The organism is Acidimicrobiia bacterium, from assembly GCA_041394025.1.
Classification (GTDB): domain Bacteria; phylum Actinomycetota; class Acidimicrobiia; order IMCC26256; family JAOSJL01; genus JAOSJL01.
In genome coordinates, this window is record JAWKJA010000002.1 from 736,302 (window position 1) to 751,306 (window position 15,005).

18 protein-coding genes are annotated in these 15,005 nt (G+C 70.9%); all 18 read right to left on the minus strand.

What is annotated here, in order from left to right:
• Window position 1: 1 nt before the first annotated feature.
• The 18 genes from carA to R3A49_03485 all read right to left on the minus strand — a co-directional run bounded on the left by carA (window position 2) and on the right by R3A49_03485 (window position 14,877).
• Entirely contained in the window at window positions 2–1,120 is a 1,119-nt protein-coding gene (gene carA, locus R3A49_03400; protein ID MEZ5169773.1) for a glutamine-hydrolyzing carbamoyl-phosphate synthase small subunit, read from the minus strand.
• Window positions 1,121–1,130: 10 nt separating this feature from the next.
• Window positions 1,131–2,459 (minus strand): dihydroorotase, encoded by a 1,329-nt coding sequence (locus R3A49_03405; protein MEZ5169774.1) that lies wholly within the window; start codon window positions 2,457–2,459, stop codon window positions 1,131–1,133.
• Window positions 2,452–3,375, minus strand: coding sequence for an aspartate carbamoyltransferase catalytic subunit (locus tag R3A49_03410; protein ID MEZ5169775.1), 924 nt, complete (start codon window positions 3,373–3,375; stop codon window positions 2,452–2,454). The genes R3A49_03405 and R3A49_03410 overlap by 8 nt, the downstream gene beginning before the upstream one ends.
• On the minus strand, window positions 3,372–4,028 hold the full coding sequence (pyrR, locus tag R3A49_03415; GenBank protein MEZ5169776.1) for a bifunctional pyr operon transcriptional regulator/uracil phosphoribosyltransferase PyrR: 657 nt from the start codon (window positions 4,026–4,028) through the stop codon (window positions 3,372–3,374). Before pyrR ends, R3A49_03410 begins: the two co-directional genes overlap by 4 nt.
• Before the next feature lie 61 nt (window positions 4,029–4,089).
• Entirely contained in the window at window positions 4,090–4,989 is a 900-nt protein-coding gene (locus tag R3A49_03420) for an SDR family oxidoreductase (GenBank protein MEZ5169777.1), read from the minus strand.
• A gap of 89 nt (window positions 4,990–5,078) precedes the next feature.
• The gene (locus tag R3A49_03425; GenBank protein ID MEZ5169778.1) at window positions 5,079–5,615 is read right to left on the minus strand and encodes a DUF2017 family protein; all 537 of its coding nucleotides are present in this window, start codon (window positions 5,613–5,615) and stop codon (window positions 5,079–5,081) included.
• Between the two features lie 30 nt (window positions 5,616–5,645).
• A complete protein-coding gene (gene clpS, locus R3A49_03430; protein ID MEZ5169779.1) occupies window positions 5,646–5,930 on the minus strand; it encodes an ATP-dependent Clp protease adapter ClpS in 285 nt (94 codons plus the stop codon).
• A 62-nt stretch (window positions 5,931–5,992) separates the two neighbouring features.
• A complete protein-coding gene (gene nusB / locus R3A49_03435; GenBank protein ID MEZ5169780.1) occupies window positions 5,993–6,388 on the minus strand; it encodes a transcription antitermination factor NusB in 396 nt (131 codons plus the stop codon).
• A 3-nt stretch (window positions 6,389–6,391) separates the two neighbouring features.
• Entirely contained in the window at window positions 6,392–6,952 is a 561-nt protein-coding gene (gene efp, locus R3A49_03440) for an elongation factor P (GenBank protein ID MEZ5169781.1), read from the minus strand.
• Window positions 6,949–8,076: a Xaa-Pro peptidase family protein gene (locus R3A49_03445; GenBank protein ID MEZ5169782.1), complete on the minus strand. Its 1,128-nt coding sequence runs from the start codon at window positions 8,074–8,076 to the stop codon at window positions 6,949–6,951. Before R3A49_03445 ends, efp begins: the two co-directional genes overlap by 4 nt.
• Complete coding sequence (locus tag R3A49_03450; GenBank protein MEZ5169783.1) at window positions 8,073–8,519, minus strand: type II 3-dehydroquinate dehydratase; 447 nt, start codon at window positions 8,517–8,519, stop codon at window positions 8,073–8,075. The genes R3A49_03445 and R3A49_03450 overlap by 4 nt, the downstream gene beginning before the upstream one ends.
• 30 nt (window positions 8,520–8,549) lie before the next feature.
• Window positions 8,550–9,662, minus strand: a complete 1,113-nt coding sequence (gene aroB, locus R3A49_03455; protein ID MEZ5169784.1) for a 3-dehydroquinate synthase — start codon at window positions 9,660–9,662, stop codon at window positions 8,550–8,552.
• Entirely contained in the window at window positions 9,659–10,213 is a 555-nt protein-coding gene (locus tag R3A49_03460) for a shikimate kinase (GenBank protein ID MEZ5169785.1), read from the minus strand. The genes aroB and R3A49_03460 overlap by 4 nt, the downstream gene beginning before the upstream one ends.
• Window positions 10,210–11,361, minus strand: a complete 1,152-nt coding sequence (aroC, locus tag R3A49_03465; protein ID MEZ5169786.1) for a chorismate synthase — start codon at window positions 11,359–11,361, stop codon at window positions 10,210–10,212. Before aroC ends, R3A49_03460 begins: the two co-directional genes overlap by 4 nt.
• 96 nt (window positions 11,362–11,457) lie before the next feature.
• Entirely contained in the window at window positions 11,458–12,123 is a 666-nt protein-coding gene (locus tag R3A49_03470) for a hypothetical protein (protein ID MEZ5169787.1), read from the minus strand.
• Between the two features lie 3 nt (window positions 12,124–12,126).
• Window positions 12,127–12,831, minus strand: a complete 705-nt coding sequence (locus R3A49_03475) for a hypothetical protein (protein ID MEZ5169788.1) — start codon at window positions 12,829–12,831, stop codon at window positions 12,127–12,129.
• On the minus strand, window positions 12,824–14,692 hold the full coding sequence (gene pilM / locus R3A49_03480; protein MEZ5169789.1) for a pilus assembly protein PilM: 1,869 nt from the start codon (window positions 14,690–14,692) through the stop codon (window positions 12,824–12,826). The genes R3A49_03475 and pilM overlap by 8 nt, the downstream gene beginning before the upstream one ends.
• A complete protein-coding gene (locus tag R3A49_03485) occupies window positions 14,677–14,877 on the minus strand; it encodes a helix-turn-helix domain-containing protein (protein ID MEZ5169790.1) in 201 nt (66 codons plus the stop codon). The genes pilM and R3A49_03485 overlap by 16 nt, the downstream gene beginning before the upstream one ends.
• Window positions 14,878–15,005 lie beyond the last annotated feature (128 nt).

The following is a 15,005-nucleotide window of genomic DNA, read 5'->3' on the forward strand; positions in this document are numbered from 1 at the left end:
GCTACCGGCTCCGGTCCATGAGCTCGGTGAACCGGTCGAAGTGGTGGCCGGCGTCGTGGGGCCCCGGGGCGGCCTCGGGGTGGTACTGCACCGACAGCGCACGTTCGGACTCCACGGCGATGCCCTCGACCACGCCGTCGTTGAGATTGATGTGTGTGACCGTCACGCCGGTCGGCAGGGCGTCGCGCCCGGTCGCGTAGTTGTGGTTCTGGCTCGTGATCTCGACGCGGCCGCCCTCGGCGCCCTGGACGGGGTGGTTGGCCCCGTGGTGGCCGAAAGGGAGCTTGTAGGTGTCGGCACCGACGGCCCGGGACAGGATCTGGTGACCGAGGCAGATACCGAAGACGGGGATCTCGCCGAGGAGCTCGGCCACGACCGAGGAGGCGCTGACCCCGTCGGCTCCCCTGACGGCCGCCGGGTCGCCCGGGCCGTTGGACAGGAAGACCCCGTCGGGGCTGCGCGCCAGGACGTCGGCTGCCGGCGTGGAGGCGGGCACGACCTCCACGAAACACCCCGACGACGCCAGGTCGTCGAGGATGGTGCGCTTCACCCCGTAGTCGAGCGCCACGACGTGGAACGGCGCGTCGGGGTCGCCGTGGCGGTAGGGCTCGGTCGTGGTGACCTCAGCCACGAGGTCGCGCCCGAGGGTCCCGCCGTCGGCGATTGCTGCCGCCCTCAGCGTCGCGACATCGGCGCTCCCGAAGGCACCGGGGACCGCGCCCGCGTCGCGCAGGTGCCGGGTGAGGCGGCGTGTGTCGACGCCGGCGATGCCGGGGATCCGGTGGTCGACCATCCACGTCTCGAGCGTTCCGGTCGACTGCCAGTTCGATGCGTGTACGGCGAGGTCGCGCACGATCATGCCTCGGGCGTGCGGCCGGGTGCTCTGGTTGTCGGCGTCGTTCACGCCGTAGTTTCCGATGTGGGGGTACGTGAACGCGACGATCTGACCGGCGTAGGAAGGGTCGGTGAGAATCTCCTGGTATCCCGACAGCGCCGTGTTGAACACGACTTCGCCCGCGGCGACGCCGTCGGCGGGCACGTGCCCCACCGCTTCACCCTCGAACACCTCGCCGTCGGTGAGGACCAGACGGGCGGGAGCCGCTTCGCGCCGCGTTCTCATCGCCGCCCCCTCACCGCTGTGCCTCTCCGTCGATGACGACGGCCTCTCCTCTCAGCACCGTGTGACGCACCCGCCCGTTCAGCTTCCGTCCGACGTAGGGAGTGTTGCGCGACCGACTCGCCAGCCCGGCCGGGTCGACCTCCCAGGAGGCCTCGGGGTCGACCACGCACAGGTTGGCGGGCGAACCGGGCCCGACCGGCTGGCCGTGGTCCTCCAGGCCGGCGATCCGCGCCGGATTCCACGAGAGCAGGCCGAAGGCCTCCTCGACCGTGAGGTGGCCCGGCTCGACGAGCTCCGTGAACGTGAGTGCGAGCGCCGTCTCGAGACCGAGCATCCCGGGTGGTGCCTCCTCGAAGGGCTGGTCCTTGGCCTCCGCCGGGTGTGGGGCGTGGTCGGTGGCGATGGCGTCGATCGTGCCGTCGACGAGCCCCGCGATCAGGGCGGCGATGTCGGCGTCGGTCCGCAACGGAGGATGCACCTTGAACAGCGGGTCGAAGGTGGCGCACTCGGCGTCGGTGAGCGTGAAGTGGTGTGGCGCCACCTCCGCCGTCACGGGGACACCTGCGGACTTCGCCTCGCGGATCAGCTGCACTGACTCCGCCGTGGAGCAGTGCAGCACGTGGAGACGTGCCCCCGTGAGCTTCGCGAGCTCGATGTCGCGAGCGACGACCACCGACTCGGCGGCCGACGGACGCCCCGGGATCCCGAGACGGCTCGACCACTCCCCTTCGTGCATGTGCCCACCGCGTGCGAGCGCCGCATCCTCCGCGTGCTGCGCGATCACGGCCCCGGGTAGCGCCGTGGAGTAGGCCATGGCGTTGCGCATCACGCCCGCATCGTCGATGCAGTCCCCGTCGTCGGTGAAGATCCGCACGCCGAGGTCGTAGAGCTCCCCCATCGGCGACAGCTCACGACCACCCCGCTCCTTCGTGATGGTCGCTGCAGACGCCACGTCGCAGATGCTGCGGGCACCGCGGGCGAGCACGGAGCCGACCACGGTGGCGTCGTCGAGAGCCGGGCGGGTGTTGGGCATGGCCACGACCGCCGTGTAACCACCGATCGCTGCCGCCCGGGCACCTGTCTCGATGGTCTCCGCCAGTTCGTCGCCCGGCTCGCGCAGGTGCGTGTGGAGGTCGACGAGCCCCGGTGCGACGAGACAGCCTGCCGCGTCGACGACCAGGTCGGCGCTGTCGGGATCGAGGCCGGCCCCCACCTCGGCGACCTCCCCGCCGGCGACCCGCACGTCGGCGTGGCGCCGTCCGGTGCTGTCGACGATCTCGCCGCCGACGATCAGCAACTCGCGCGCATCGAGAACGGGGTGGTGTGACACGTCAGGCATCGGAGCCCCCCGCAGCGAGCATGCGGTACAGGACGGCCATGCGCACCGCGACACCGTTGCCCACCTGCTCCGTGACGGTGGAACGGGGACCGTCGGCGACCTCGGCGTCGATCTCGATGCCGCGGTTCATCGGCCCCGGATGCATGACGAGGGCGTCGGCGGGGAGCCGTCGGGCGCGATCGGCTGTCATCCCGAACCGCAACGCGTACTCCCGCAGGCTCGGGAACAGCGCCTCCGACTGCCGCTCCCGTTGGAGACGCAGCAGGATGACCACATCGAGGTCCGGGAGGACGGCATCGAGGTCGTATGACACGTCGACGGGCCATCCCGCCAGCGAGGACGGCAGGAGCGTCGGTGGTGCCACCAGCGTGACCTGTGCGCCCAGGAGGTGGAGTGCCCGCACATCGCTGCCTGCGACCCGGGAGTTGGCGACGTCGCCGACCACGGCAACACGAGCCCCCTCGAGCGAGGGACCGCGGTGGCGCAGGAGCGTGTAGCAGTCGAGGAGGGCCTGGGTGGGGTGCTCGTGACGACCGTCGCCGGCGTTGACGACGCCGGCGTCGACCCAGGTCGCCACCCGGTGCGGGGCGCCCGCGCCTGCATGGCGGACGACCACGGCGTCGATGCCCATCGCCTCGATCGTGCGCACGGTGTCGCGTAGAGACTCACCCTTCGCCGCAGACGACCCCTTCACCCCGAACGTCATGGTGTCGGCCGACAGGCGCTTGGCGGCGGTCTCGAAGGAGATCCTCGTGCGCGTCGAGTCCTCGTAGAAGAGCGACACGACGGTGCGGCCCCGAAGCGCGGGAACCTTGGCGATCTCGCGACGCGACACCTCGACGAACGAGTCGGCCAGCTCCATGAGCTCGTCGACATCGGTTCGCTCGAGGTCGTCGATCGACAAGAGGTGCTTCACGACCCGTCACCCGAGCCCTCGGTCGGAGCCGCCTGCGTCCGAGGCGCCCAGATCTCGATGGCGTCGTCGGCCGGGCCGTTGTCGTCCGTCTCGCTCAGCCGCACCCGGACGTCCTCGCTGACCCTGGTGGGGAGGTTCTTGCCGACGTAGTCGGCTCGGACCGGGAGCTCGCGATGCCCGCGGTCGATGAGGACGGCGAGCTGAACCGCACGGGGCCGGCCCAGCTCGGTGAGGGCGTCGAGCGCTGCACGGACAGTCCGGCCGGTGAAGAGAACGTCGTCGACGAGCACGACGACCTGCCCGGTGATGTCGACCGGCACCTCTGTGGGCCCCGCGGGCTGGACCGGGCGAAGGGAGATGTCGTCGCGATAGAAGCTCACATCGAGGCTGCCGACCGGCACCTCGACGCCCTCGAACGACGCGATGGCCGCGGCGAGGCGGCGGGCGATCGCGACACCTCGCGTGTAGAGCCCGACGAGCACGACGTCGTCGGCACCGTGGTTGCGCTCGACGACCTCGTGAGCGATACGCGTGTGCGCGCGACGGAGGTCGTCGGAGTCGAGGACCTTCGTGCGGAGAACGAAAAGGTCGGCCCCGGAGGTGTCGCGACTCGGCTTGTCGGCCGCCTCATCGGCGGCGTCGGGCGCGCCCACTGGGCTCCTTCCGTGAGGGCCTCACGGGACCCCCTTCACGGTCACGACGAGAGTAGCAGGGTCACGCGTTGGGTTTGGCGCCCGACTTCGCCGCGGCGGCCATCTGCTCGATGCGCTCGATGAGACCCAGGGGCTCGACGCCGACCTCGTCGGGGAGGCGCTGCGCCAGCTCCTCGGGGGTCCAGCGCCCGTCCTTGGTCATCTCACGCACCTCGGCGGGCTGGTTCCACACCGCCACCCGGCCGCCGACGGCCGTGTAGACCTGTCCGGTGATGTCGCGGGCGTCGTCGCCGAGCAGGTAGGCGACCATGGGCGCCACGTCCTCGGGCTCGCCCATCTCGATCTCCATGGGGACGTTGGCCGACAGTCGGCTCTTGGCCACGGGGGCGATGGCGTTGGAGGTCACGCCGTACTTGTACATACCGGCCGCTGCGCTGCGCACCAGCGAGACGATCCCACCCTTGGCAGCGGAGTAGTTGGCCTGGGCGACACTTCCGGCGAAGGCGCCGGAGGTGAAGGCGAGCAGCGTGCCCGACTTCTGCTCACGCATCAGGGGTGCTGCCGCCCGGAACACCGTGAAGGTTCCCTTCAGGTGGGTGGCGATGACCGGATCCCACTCCTCCTCGGACATCTTGAAGAGCATCCGCTCGCGCAGGATCCCCGCAACGCACACGACACCGTCGATGCCGCCATAGGTGTCGAGCGCGGCCTGCACGATGCGCTGACCACCCTCCATGGTGGTGACCGTGTCGGCCACGGCCACGGCTCTGCCGCCGGCCGCTGTGATCTCCTCCACCACGGCGTCGGCCACCTCGCTCGAGGGATCCCTACCGTCCATGCTGACGCCGTAGTCGTTCACGACGACGTTGGCACCGCTCTCGGCGCACAGCATGGCCACGGCCCTGCCGATTCCCCGGCCGGCTCCGGTGATCGCGATCGTCTTGCCCTCGAGATAGCCCACGGCAATGCCCTTTCACGTGCGTCGGTCGGTCGGACCGGTCGGTCGATCCGACCATATCGGACGCCACGTCGCGTGCGCCCCTCGACGCGTCACCCGTCCCCGGTGAGCGCCTCGAGGAGCGTTCCGGTGAGGTGGGTCAGGAACCCGTAGGCGAGCATGGCAGCGTCGTCGGGGTCCGTCGGGTCGAGGCCCGAGTAGTCGACCTCGTCGCTGATCTCGAGCCGTGTGCCCAGCACCAGTCTCGTGTCGTTGAGTGCGCCGAGCCACGCCTCGGCGTCGTCCCGGTCGAGCGTCCCGGCGAGGTCGCTGCCGGCCGGCGTGAGGGCCTCCAGGCCACCCAGCAGCGTCCGGGCGTTGCGACGCTTGCCGTCGACGAGGTCGTGGTGCACCATCCGCTGCCACTCCTCCTCCGCCTGCTCCTCGGTGGGGTCGAGGTAAGCGTGGGGGAACAGCCGACGGCGCGCGGCAGGCGGATCGTGACGGTGCGGGTCGAGCTCGTCGACGCCCTCTGCCGGCTCTTCGAGCACCCCGAGCAGCTCGCGGACCACCTGGTCGAGGAGTGCGGCCTGGTGCGTGTCGAGGCACACGCGGACGCCCGACGCGTCGGGCTCGAACGCCTCGCCCATCAGACGACGCCGTTCATCGGCCGACCGCGATCACTGGTCGCGCTGCATCGTGGCCCACAGGCCGTGGGCGTGGAGGCGGGCCACGTCGGTCTCGGCCTTCTCGCGCGTTCCGTGCGAGACGACGGCCTTCCCCTTGGTGTGGACGTCCATCATGAGTTTCGTCGCCTTGTCCTTCGAGTAGCCGAAGAGCTTCCGCAGGACCCACACGACGTAGCTCATCAGGTTCACGGGGTCGTTCCAGACGATCACGAGCCACGGCGTGTCGGGCACGACCTCCTTGTCGGGATCGACCTCGTCGGGCACGGGGGCGCCCAGAGGTGGCTCGTCGATCTCGGGCTCGACGGTCTCGGGCGTCACGGTTCCGCGCACGGCCGCCATCAGACTCCCGCGCGCGTCTCCGAGGCGATCCGGTTGAGGAGGCCGTTGACGAACCGCCCGGAATCCTCGGTGGAGTACTCCTTGGCGAGCTCGACGGCCTCGGTGATGACGACGGCGGTCGGGACGTCGGGGCAGTACAGCAGCTCGTAGGTCCCGAGCCGCAGCAGCTCGCGGTCGATGACGGGCATCCGCTCCGGCGACCAGTGGTCCGAGAACCGGCGCAGCATCCCGTCGATCTCCTCGTGGTGCGCGTCCACCCCCTCGGCCAGCTGGACCGCGTACTCCTCGGGCCGTGTGGGAAGCTCGTCGAGGAGGTCGGCCAGAGTCATGGCACGCTGCTGCGCCTCGTAGCCGAGGCTCAGTGCGCGCTCACGCGCCTCGCGCCTCGGGGCCACCGCTCAGGCCCGCTCGAGGTAGTCGCCGGTGCGGGTGTCGACCTTGACGTCTTCGCCCGGCTCGACGAACAGGGGCACCTGGACCGTCAGGCCGGTCTGGAGCGTGGCCGGCTTGCGCGCACCCGACACCCGGTCACCCTGTATCCCCGGCTCGGTGTCGGTGACCGTGAGCACCACGGCGGCGGGAAGGTCGACGCCGACCACCTCGCCCTCGTAGGTCGGCAACACGGCGTCGTCACCCTCCTTGAGGAAGTTGACGGCATCGCCCACACGCTCCGCGTCGACATGGATCTGGTCGTAGGTCGTGTTGTCCATGAACACGAGGTCGGTGCCGTCGCGGTAGAGGTACTGCATCCTGCGCTTGTCGATGACGGCCTTCTCGACCTTCTCGTCGGCCCGGAAGGTCTTGTCGATCACGGCACCCGTGCGGAAGTTCTTGAGCTTCGTGCGCACGAAGGCACCACCCTTGCCGGGTTTGACGTGCTGGAACTCGACGACGCTCATCAGCCCGGACGGAAGGTCGAGCACCATGCCGTTCTTGAGGTCGTTGGTGGAGACGTTCACAGGACCAGTTCCTTGGTGGAGTGGGTGAGGGTGTCGGCGCCCTCCTCGGTGACGACGAGGGTGTCTTCGACGCGCACGCCGCCGACACCCGGGAGGTAGACGCCGGGCTCGACGGTCACGACGTCGCCGACCTGCAAGCTACCACTCTCGTTGCGCCCTACCCGTGGCGACTCGTGCACCTCGATGCCGACACCGTGACCCGTGCCGTGGGTGAAGAGCTCGCCGCGGCCGGCTTCGTCGATGGGAGAGCGCGCGGCGGCGTCGACAGCGGCGAGGCCGGCGCCGGGGCGGACCGCCGCGACGCCTGCTCTCTGCGCCGTGGTCACCAGATCGACGAGCGCGCGGGCATCGGCGGAGGGCTCGCCCACACTCACCGTACGCGTCATGTCGGAGCAGTAGCCGTCGACGATGCATCCGAAGTCGCACACGACGAGCTCTCCCGGCGCGATCGCCCGGTCGCCGGGCCGTGCGTGGGGCATCGCCCCGTTGGGCCCCGACGCGATGATCGGGTCGAAACTGACGGTGCTCGCTCCACGGCGACGCATCTCGAACTCGAGGTCGAGCGCGATCTCCCGTTCGGTCGGGCCGTCGGAGAATCGATTCTTCACGACCCCGAAGGCGTCGTCGGCGACGGAGCAGGCCGCGGCGATGCGTGCGACCTCCCCGGCGTCCTTTCGACGGCGCAGGCCCTCGACGAGGCCCTCGGTGGGGACCAGCTCGTGGTCGTCGCCCCATGCCTCCGCGTACGAGCGCTGGAGGGACCAGCTCACCCCGTGTGCCTCGAGGCCGACGCGTCGGCGACCGCCGAGAGCGGCCGTGAGGACCTCACGCCGGTCGGCGGCCGTGGCGCGGGTCTCCACCCGCGTGGCCGCACCCGACGCGGCGATCTGCTCCCGTGCCTGTTCGGTGTAGCGGCCGTCGGTACAGAGCACCGATCCGCCATCGGTGCCGACCGTGAGCGTCGCAGCGGATCCGGTGAAGCCCGTGAGATAGCGGATGTTCGGCAGACGGGTGACGACCAGCGCGTCGAGCTCCGCGGCGGTGACGGCGTCCTCGAGACGCCCGAGGCGCGCCGCGATGTCGAGGGGTACGGAGAGGAAGCCCGACAGCCCGTCGCCGCTCACGACGAGCGTGACGCGAGCAGTGCCGCCACGGCGTCGACGGCGAGCCGGTAGCCCGCCGCCCCGAACCCGGCCACCGTTCCCGTGACGTGGGGCGCGACCACCGATCGGCGGCGCCACTCCTCGCGGGCCGCCGGGTTGGAGATGTGGAGCTCCACCGACACGCCGTCGTACGCGGCCAGGGCGTCGGCCAACGCGTAGGAGTAGTGGGTGAGTGCACCCGGGTTGACGATGAGGGCGCCGCAGCGGCCCCGTGCCCCCTGGACGGCCTCCACGAGGTCGCCCTCGTGGTTCGACTGGAGGTGTTCCAGCGTGTGCCCGTGGCTCTCTGCCGTCGAGCGGGCACTGTCGACGAGCGTGTCGAGATCGTCGTGGCCGTAGATACCGGGCTCGCGCGTTCCGAGCAGGTTGAGGTTCGGTCCGGAGAGAAGCAGGATCATCGTCATCGTGTCGGTCCCATGCGGCGTCGTATGTCCTCAGCCTCGCGCGACCGGTGGCGTCGCCCGGACACCCACGGCGGCGAACGCCCGTGCCACCGCCTCGCCGGGTGGGTCGTCCAGGAGCTCAGGGCCGTCGGGCCCGTCGACGACGAAGGTGAGGCCGCCACTGGCCTTCTTGTCGCGCCTCATGTGGGCCACCAGGGGGCCCGCCTCGGCGCCGGGAGGGACCTCGGTGGGAAGTCCCAGAGCGCTCACCAGCTCCCGGTGCCGATCGCGTGCGCTCTCCCCGATTCGGCCGAGGGCGAGCGCCAGCTCGGCGGCGAACACCAGGCCGATGGCGACGGCCTCGCCGTGGCGGATCGTGAATCCGTCCTCGGCCTCCAGGGCGTGGGCGAGTGTGTGGCCGTAGTTGAGAACTGCACGACCCCCGTGTCGCTCCTGCTCGTCGGCAGCGACCACCTCGGCCTTGACGGCGACGCAGGTGCGGACGAGTCGCTCGAGCACGTGCGGATCGCGGGCGACCACGGCCGTGCGCTCGTCGTCGAGGATCCGGCCCACCTCACGGACGTCGGCGGTGTCGCCCAGGAAGGCGTACTTGGCCACCTCCCCCAGACCCGACCGGTACTCCACCGTGGGAAGCGTCGCCAGCGTGTCGGTGTCGGCGAGGACCCCGACGGGCGGGTGGAAGGCGCCGACGAGGTTCTTGCCCTCGGGGAGGTTCACGGCGGTCTTGCCCCCGACCGAGGAGTCGACCTGTGCGAGCAGCGTCGTCGGGATCTGGAGGACGTCGACACCCCGGTGGTAGATCGCCGCAGCGAAGCCCGCTGTGTCGCCGACGACTCCCCCGCCGAGCGCCACCACGGCGTCGCCCCGGAGCAACCCGCTGCGGGCGAAGCGACGGCAGAGGTCGCCGACGACGTCGAGTGTCTTGGCAGCCTCGCCGTCGGGGATCTCGAAGACACCGATGTCGGCACCCGTGGTCGTGAGGGCGCGCTCGAGGACGGCCGCATGCTCGTGTGCCACGGTGGCCTGGGTGACGACCGCCACACGTCCCCGGGCGCCGAGCACCTCCGCTGCGCGTGACATCGTGCCCGGGCCGATGAGGACGTCGTAGGCACCGGTGGCGGCGGCGACGGTGACCGACCTCATCGGCCCGCCCGGCCTGATGGTCCGCTCACCGCACGCTCGAAGGCGTCGAGGACCGCGTCGACGGTCTCGGCGACCGAGAGATCGCCCGACGACACCGTGCACGTCGCCACGTCGGCGTAGGCGGCGTCACGCTCCTCCTCCAGACGGGTCAGCGTGGGCAGCGCCCCGTCGGCCAGGAGCGGTCGGGAGCCGCTCCCCTCCACCCGTTGCGCCAGCACCGAGACCGGCGCCCGGAGCCAGACGACGACCCCCGCGGCCCCGAGAGTCTCCCGGTTGACGGGGTCGAGGACGGCTCCACCTCCCGGGGCCACGACGAGGGGCTCGGCGAGCGAACAGGCGCTGTGAAGGGCCCCGCGCTCGCGTCGGCGGAAGTCCTCCTCACCGAACTGCTCGAAGATCTCCGCCACGCTCATGCCCGCGTCGTCTTCGACGAGGTCGTCGACGTCGACGAAACGACGGCCGAGACGCCTGGCGCACGCGGCACCGACGGTGGACTTGCCGGCACCCATGAGCCCGACGAGGAGCAGGTGCGGTGCGTGCGGTGTCGTCACAGCGTGGCGACGAACGCACGGTGGTTGGTCGTGAGCTCGGCCACGGAGTCGCCCCCGAACTTCCGTGTCACCTCGTCGGCCAGGACGAGGGCCACCATCGTCTCGGCCACGACGCCGGCGGCCGGGACGGCTGTGACGTCGGTGCGCTCCTTGAATGCCACCGTCTCCTCCTTGGTGTCGACGTCGACAGTGCGCAGCACCGGGCGGTTGAGCGACGAGAGCGGCTTCATGGCCACGCGAGCGACGAGGAGACCGCCCGTGGTCATCCCACCCTCGGTGCCGCCGGCACGCGAGGAGGCACGCGTGTACGCGGCGTCGTCGGGATCCCACACGATCTCATCGTGGGCCTCGGACCCCCGGCGCGCGGCTCCCGCGAAGCCGTCGCCGATCTCGACACCCTTCATCGCCTGGATGCTCATGAGCGCGCCTGCGAGAAGCGAGTCGACCCGCCGGTCGCCGTGCACGTGGGAGCCGAGCCCCGTGGGAACGCCGAAGCCGAGGACCTCGAGGACGCCGCCGAGCGAGTCGCCCTGGGCGGCCGCCGTCTCGATCTCGGCGATCATCGCCGCCTCGTCGTCGGCCGAGAAGCAGCGGACCGGGGAGGCGTCGACCGCCTCGAGATCGTCGGGGCCCGGGCGGACATCTCGGCTCGCCTCGGCCGCCCCGATGGCGACGACGTGGCTGATGACCGTCGTCCCGACCTCGGCGAGGAGCTTCTTGGCGAAGGTCCCGGCGACGACGCGCGCCGCCGTCTCGCGGGCGCTGGCACGCTCGAGAACGTCGCGCGCGTCGTCGAAGCCGTACTTCTGCATTCCGACGAGGTCGGCGTGACCCGGACGGGGCTGGGTGGCGCGCCGGGACGGAGCACCGGGGTGCGGTGACATCTCCTCCGACCACTTCGGCCACTCCGTGTTCCGGACCACGACGGACACCGGCGAGCCGAGGGTCCGACCGTGCCGGAGGCCGCCGAGGAGCTCGATCTCGTCGGCCTCGAGGCGCATGCGGGGACCGCGACCGAAGCCGAGCCGACGGCGCGCCAGCTCCGAGGCGATGTCGTCGACCGTCACGCCCAGGCCTGCCGGGAGGCCCTCCACGATCACCGTGAGGGCGGGTCCGTGCGACTCACCCGCGGTCAGATATCGAAGCACCGGTCCTCCCGATCCGCCGGAGGGCAATCCCCCGGCCAGCGCACGCGCGTGTCGTGGGCCCGAGCGTACCGGGCTGCCCCTCGGGCACTGGCCTGCTTACTTGATGACCTCTTCGCCCTGGCACAGCTGGAAGGGGTCGTCACCGAAGAGGAACTGCCCACAGGTGTCGTCGAGGCCGACCACCTGGTAGCTCGTGGCGAACACCTCGCCGACGGTCACGGTGTAGACGGTGGAGCCCACCCGGACGCGGGCGCTGCGCACACCGGCGGCCTCGAAGATGTCGAGCAGGGCCACGTTCTGCTGGGGGACCGGGTCGACGCCCCCGCCCCCGCCGCCGGTGCCGCCGCCACCCGTCCCCCCGGTGCCACCCGGTGCCGTGGGCGTTGTCGGTGTGGTCGGTGTCGTGGGCGTGGTCGGCGTCGTCGGTGTCGTGGGTGTCGTGGGGTCTGTGGGCGTCGAGCCTCCTCGGTTGAGGTCGATGACGGGTTCGAAGGGGTTCTTCGTGGCGAACACGTCGAAGGTCTCGTCGGGGCCGGCCACGGAGTCGCCGTCGAGGTCCTCCGGGGCCCCGGCTCCGGGGTCGACCGCGTCGTCGCGCCCCGTGTCGTCCCCGAGGTTGCCACCGTCGGTCGTCGTCGTGGCGACGTCGTCGGTGCCGTCGTCACCGCCGCTCAGGAAGAACGTGTAGGCGAGCGCGCCGACGACGACGACACCGAGGATCCCGAGGAGGATCTTGAGGCGGCGGGGGTCCTGTTGGGCCATGGCTCAGACCGCCGGCTCGGTGTCGGCGCCCGTGGGCGGCGTGTCGGGTCGCGGCTCGTCGGGGGTCGGCTCCTCGGGAGCGGGCTCGTCGCTCGGAGCCGTCCCGCCGTCGGTGGTGGCAGCGTCGCCCAATGACGGGTCGGCGCGCGTGTACATCCGCGACGTCAGGGTCACCGACAGCGTCGGTGCACCCGACCCGCTGTCGGCGCCCTTCCCGTCGTCCCCCTCGCCACCACCGGTGGAGATGCTGAGGCTGTCGGTGATCACGAGCCGCTCGATGTCCTCGAGACGGTTGATGTAGTCGAGGACCTGGAAGAAGCCGCCCTGGATCTCGATGGTCATGGAGATCACCGAGACGCCGGCCGTACCGCCGGCTGCGGGCGGCGTGGGCGACACCGACAGCCAGTCGACACCCGAGAGATCGGCGATCTCGTTGGCCTCGAGGATGAACACGTCGAGGTCCGGCTGAACGGGTACCGCCGCGTTGAGGCGTCGCAGCGCCGCCTCACGCGCGGGCGCCTCGGCCTCCAGACGTTCGAGGAGTTCGAGCTGCGTCTCGAGCTCCGACTCCTCGGCCACCGCCTCGTCGAGCTCGCCGTCGAGAGCCGAGAGGTCGTCGCCCTTGGGGCTGTAGTAGAGGAAGAACCACGCCACGACGACGGCGACCAGGACCCCCACGCCGATGAGCAGCTTGGTGCGGCTACTCATTGCCGTTCACCCCACCACCGGGCCCGGTGCCGTCTCCGAGGCCTTCCTCGATCAACTCCGCCGCCCGGCGGCTCGCGGCCGAGATCGTGAGCTCAGCGTCGGACGTGAAGTCCACGAGGACACGCCCGTCGGCGTCGCTCGCCGTGGCGTCGGGTACCCACAGGCCCGAGAACGCCGGGATGTCGCCGATTCGCTGGAGCCACGCCGACACCGACGGGTAGTCGAGGCCCCGCGCCTGGAAGTTCAAGGTCCCGATGGCGGCCTGCCCGGGTACCGTCGTCCCGGAGGTGTCGGTGGTGCCGTCGGCGTCCGCACCTGACGTGTCATCGGGGGGCGGGCCGCCCTCGGGCAGTGCGGCCTGGTCGGTGGGCGTGACCTGGCCCTGGAACTCGGTGAGCCACACATCGTTGGGGATGGTCCGGGCGATCTCCTGGAGCAACGACGACCACGACACGTCGGTGCCCAACAGTGCGACGACCTGTTGCCGAAGGCCCTCGACCTCCGATTCACGCTGCTGCACCTCGGTGAGATCGTCGACCTGGGCCTGGAGCATCGCGTTCTGCGCCACTTGCTCGTCGACCTCGTTCTGCTTGTCGTCGACCTGTTGGGAGCGCAGGACCGAGAGACCGATGAGAAGCGCGGCCACCACCGCCGCCGCTGCACCGGCGATCAGAGCGTTGCGCCGCGACGACGGGACGCCGCTCTCGCCGCGGAGCAGGTCGACGGTCCGCCCGTAGTACGGCAGGCCGCCCAGCGCGAGACCAGTGGCCGTGGGGAGGTAGGGGTCGAGATCGGGAAGCTGCTCGTCGGCGAAACCGATGTCGTCGACGGTGAGCCCGAGGCGGGGCTGGGCACTCTCGACCGGCAGGTCGATGAGCTCCTGGATCTGCTCGTCGAGTCCGGGGAACTGCGAGCCGCCACCGGTGAGCACGACGCGCAGGAGTGGCAGCGCGTCGGGCTGGGCCCGGTAGTAGTCGAGCGAGCTGCGGACCTCCTCCAGCAGGTCGCCGAGGGGGCGCACCAGTGCTTCGTCGGCAGCCCGTACGACGTCGTCGGGCAGATCGTCGGCTCCCCGCTTGACGGCCTCGGCCGTGGCGAACGGGACGTCGAGGGACGTGGCAAGCGCCTCGGTGAGATCATGGCCGCCGCGGCCGACCATGCGCACGAAGCGCGGGACCCCCGCCTCGTGCACGACGACCACGCTGACACCGGCACCCAGGGACACGATGGCCTCGGCACCCGGCCCGTTGGCGGCCACGCGTCGGCCGAGACTCCGGATGAGGGCGAGGGGCACGAGGTCGACGGCCCCGACCCGGAGGCCGGCACTGCGCACGCAGCCGACCAGGGTGTCGACGATCGAGCGCTGTGCGGCGGCCAGCAGGATGCGGACGGTGTCCTGCTCCACAGGTGCTTCCGGAGCGGTCTCGTCGGGTGCCGCATCGTCGACATCCTCTGCAGCCGCGTCGGCCTCGAACTCCGATGGTGCGGCGAAGTGGTCGAGGACGAGGTAGTCGTAGGCCGCCTCCTCGAGCGGGATCGGGATGAGCTCGGACGCCTGGAAGCGCAGCGCCCCCGCGATGTCGGTGTCGGCCATCTCGGGCAGGTCGATCTGGCGCACCACGACGCGGGGCGTGGCGACGCCGACACGGACCTCGGCGCGCTTCGGGAGCCCGACCTCGTGCCAGAGCCGCTTCACGGCCTCGGTGACGGCGGTCGGGTCGACGACCTCGCCCTGGATCACGGCTCCCGTCGGGAGGCCGACCTGGCCGAAGGCGCGCAGCACCGGCGGGTCGCCGGGCGCCACCTCGGCGACCGTCACGGCGTTGGTGCCGATGTCGAGGCCGATCAGTCGCTTGGCCACGATCCCCCCCGCACCGTCTGGTGGTCCAGGTAGCCCTGTACCTGGTCCTCGCTGATCCGGAAGTGGCGCCCGACGCGGATCGCCTCGAGGTCGCCGCTCTTGATCAGCCGGTAGACGGTCATCGGGGAGACGCGCATCACGTCCGCGACCTCGCGGACCGTGAGCAGCCGCGCCTCCAGTGCCACGTGTGTCCCCCTGAGTTGACTACGAGCACGTTAAGACTCAGTACCCACTATCGTCAACTCAAATCTCGTTCTTTAACATTACCCACAAGAGCCACACAGCGTGGGGACCCCTCTCTAGCGCCGCTCAC

Bases quoted from the DNA above. Each gene is read 5' to 3' on its own strand.
- carA (MEZ5169773.1), bottom strand. From the start codon at position 1,120: ATGAGAACGCGGCGCGAAGCGGCTCCCGCCCGTCTGGTCCTCACCGAC.
- R3A49_03405 (MEZ5169774.1), bottom strand. From the start codon at position 2,459: ATGCCTGACGTGTCACACCACCCCGTTCTCGATGCGCGCGAGTTGCTG.
- R3A49_03425 (MEZ5169778.1), bottom strand. From the start codon at position 5,615: ATGGGCGAGGCGTTCGAGCCCGACGCGTCGGGCGTCCGCGTGTGCCTC.
- R3A49_03450 (MEZ5169783.1), bottom strand. From the start codon at position 8,519: ATGACGATGATCCTGCTTCTCTCCGGACCGAACCTCAACCTGCTCGGA.
- aroB (MEZ5169784.1), bottom strand. From the start codon at position 9,662: ATGAGGTCGGTCACCGTCGCCGCCGCCACCGGTGCCTACGACGTCCTC.
- R3A49_03470 (MEZ5169787.1), bottom strand. From the start codon at position 12,123: ATGGCCCAACAGGACCCCCGCCGCCTCAAGATCCTCCTCGGGATCCTC.
- R3A49_03475 (MEZ5169788.1), bottom strand. From the start codon at position 12,831: ATGAGTAGCCGCACCAAGCTGCTCATCGGCGTGGGGGTCCTGGTCGCC.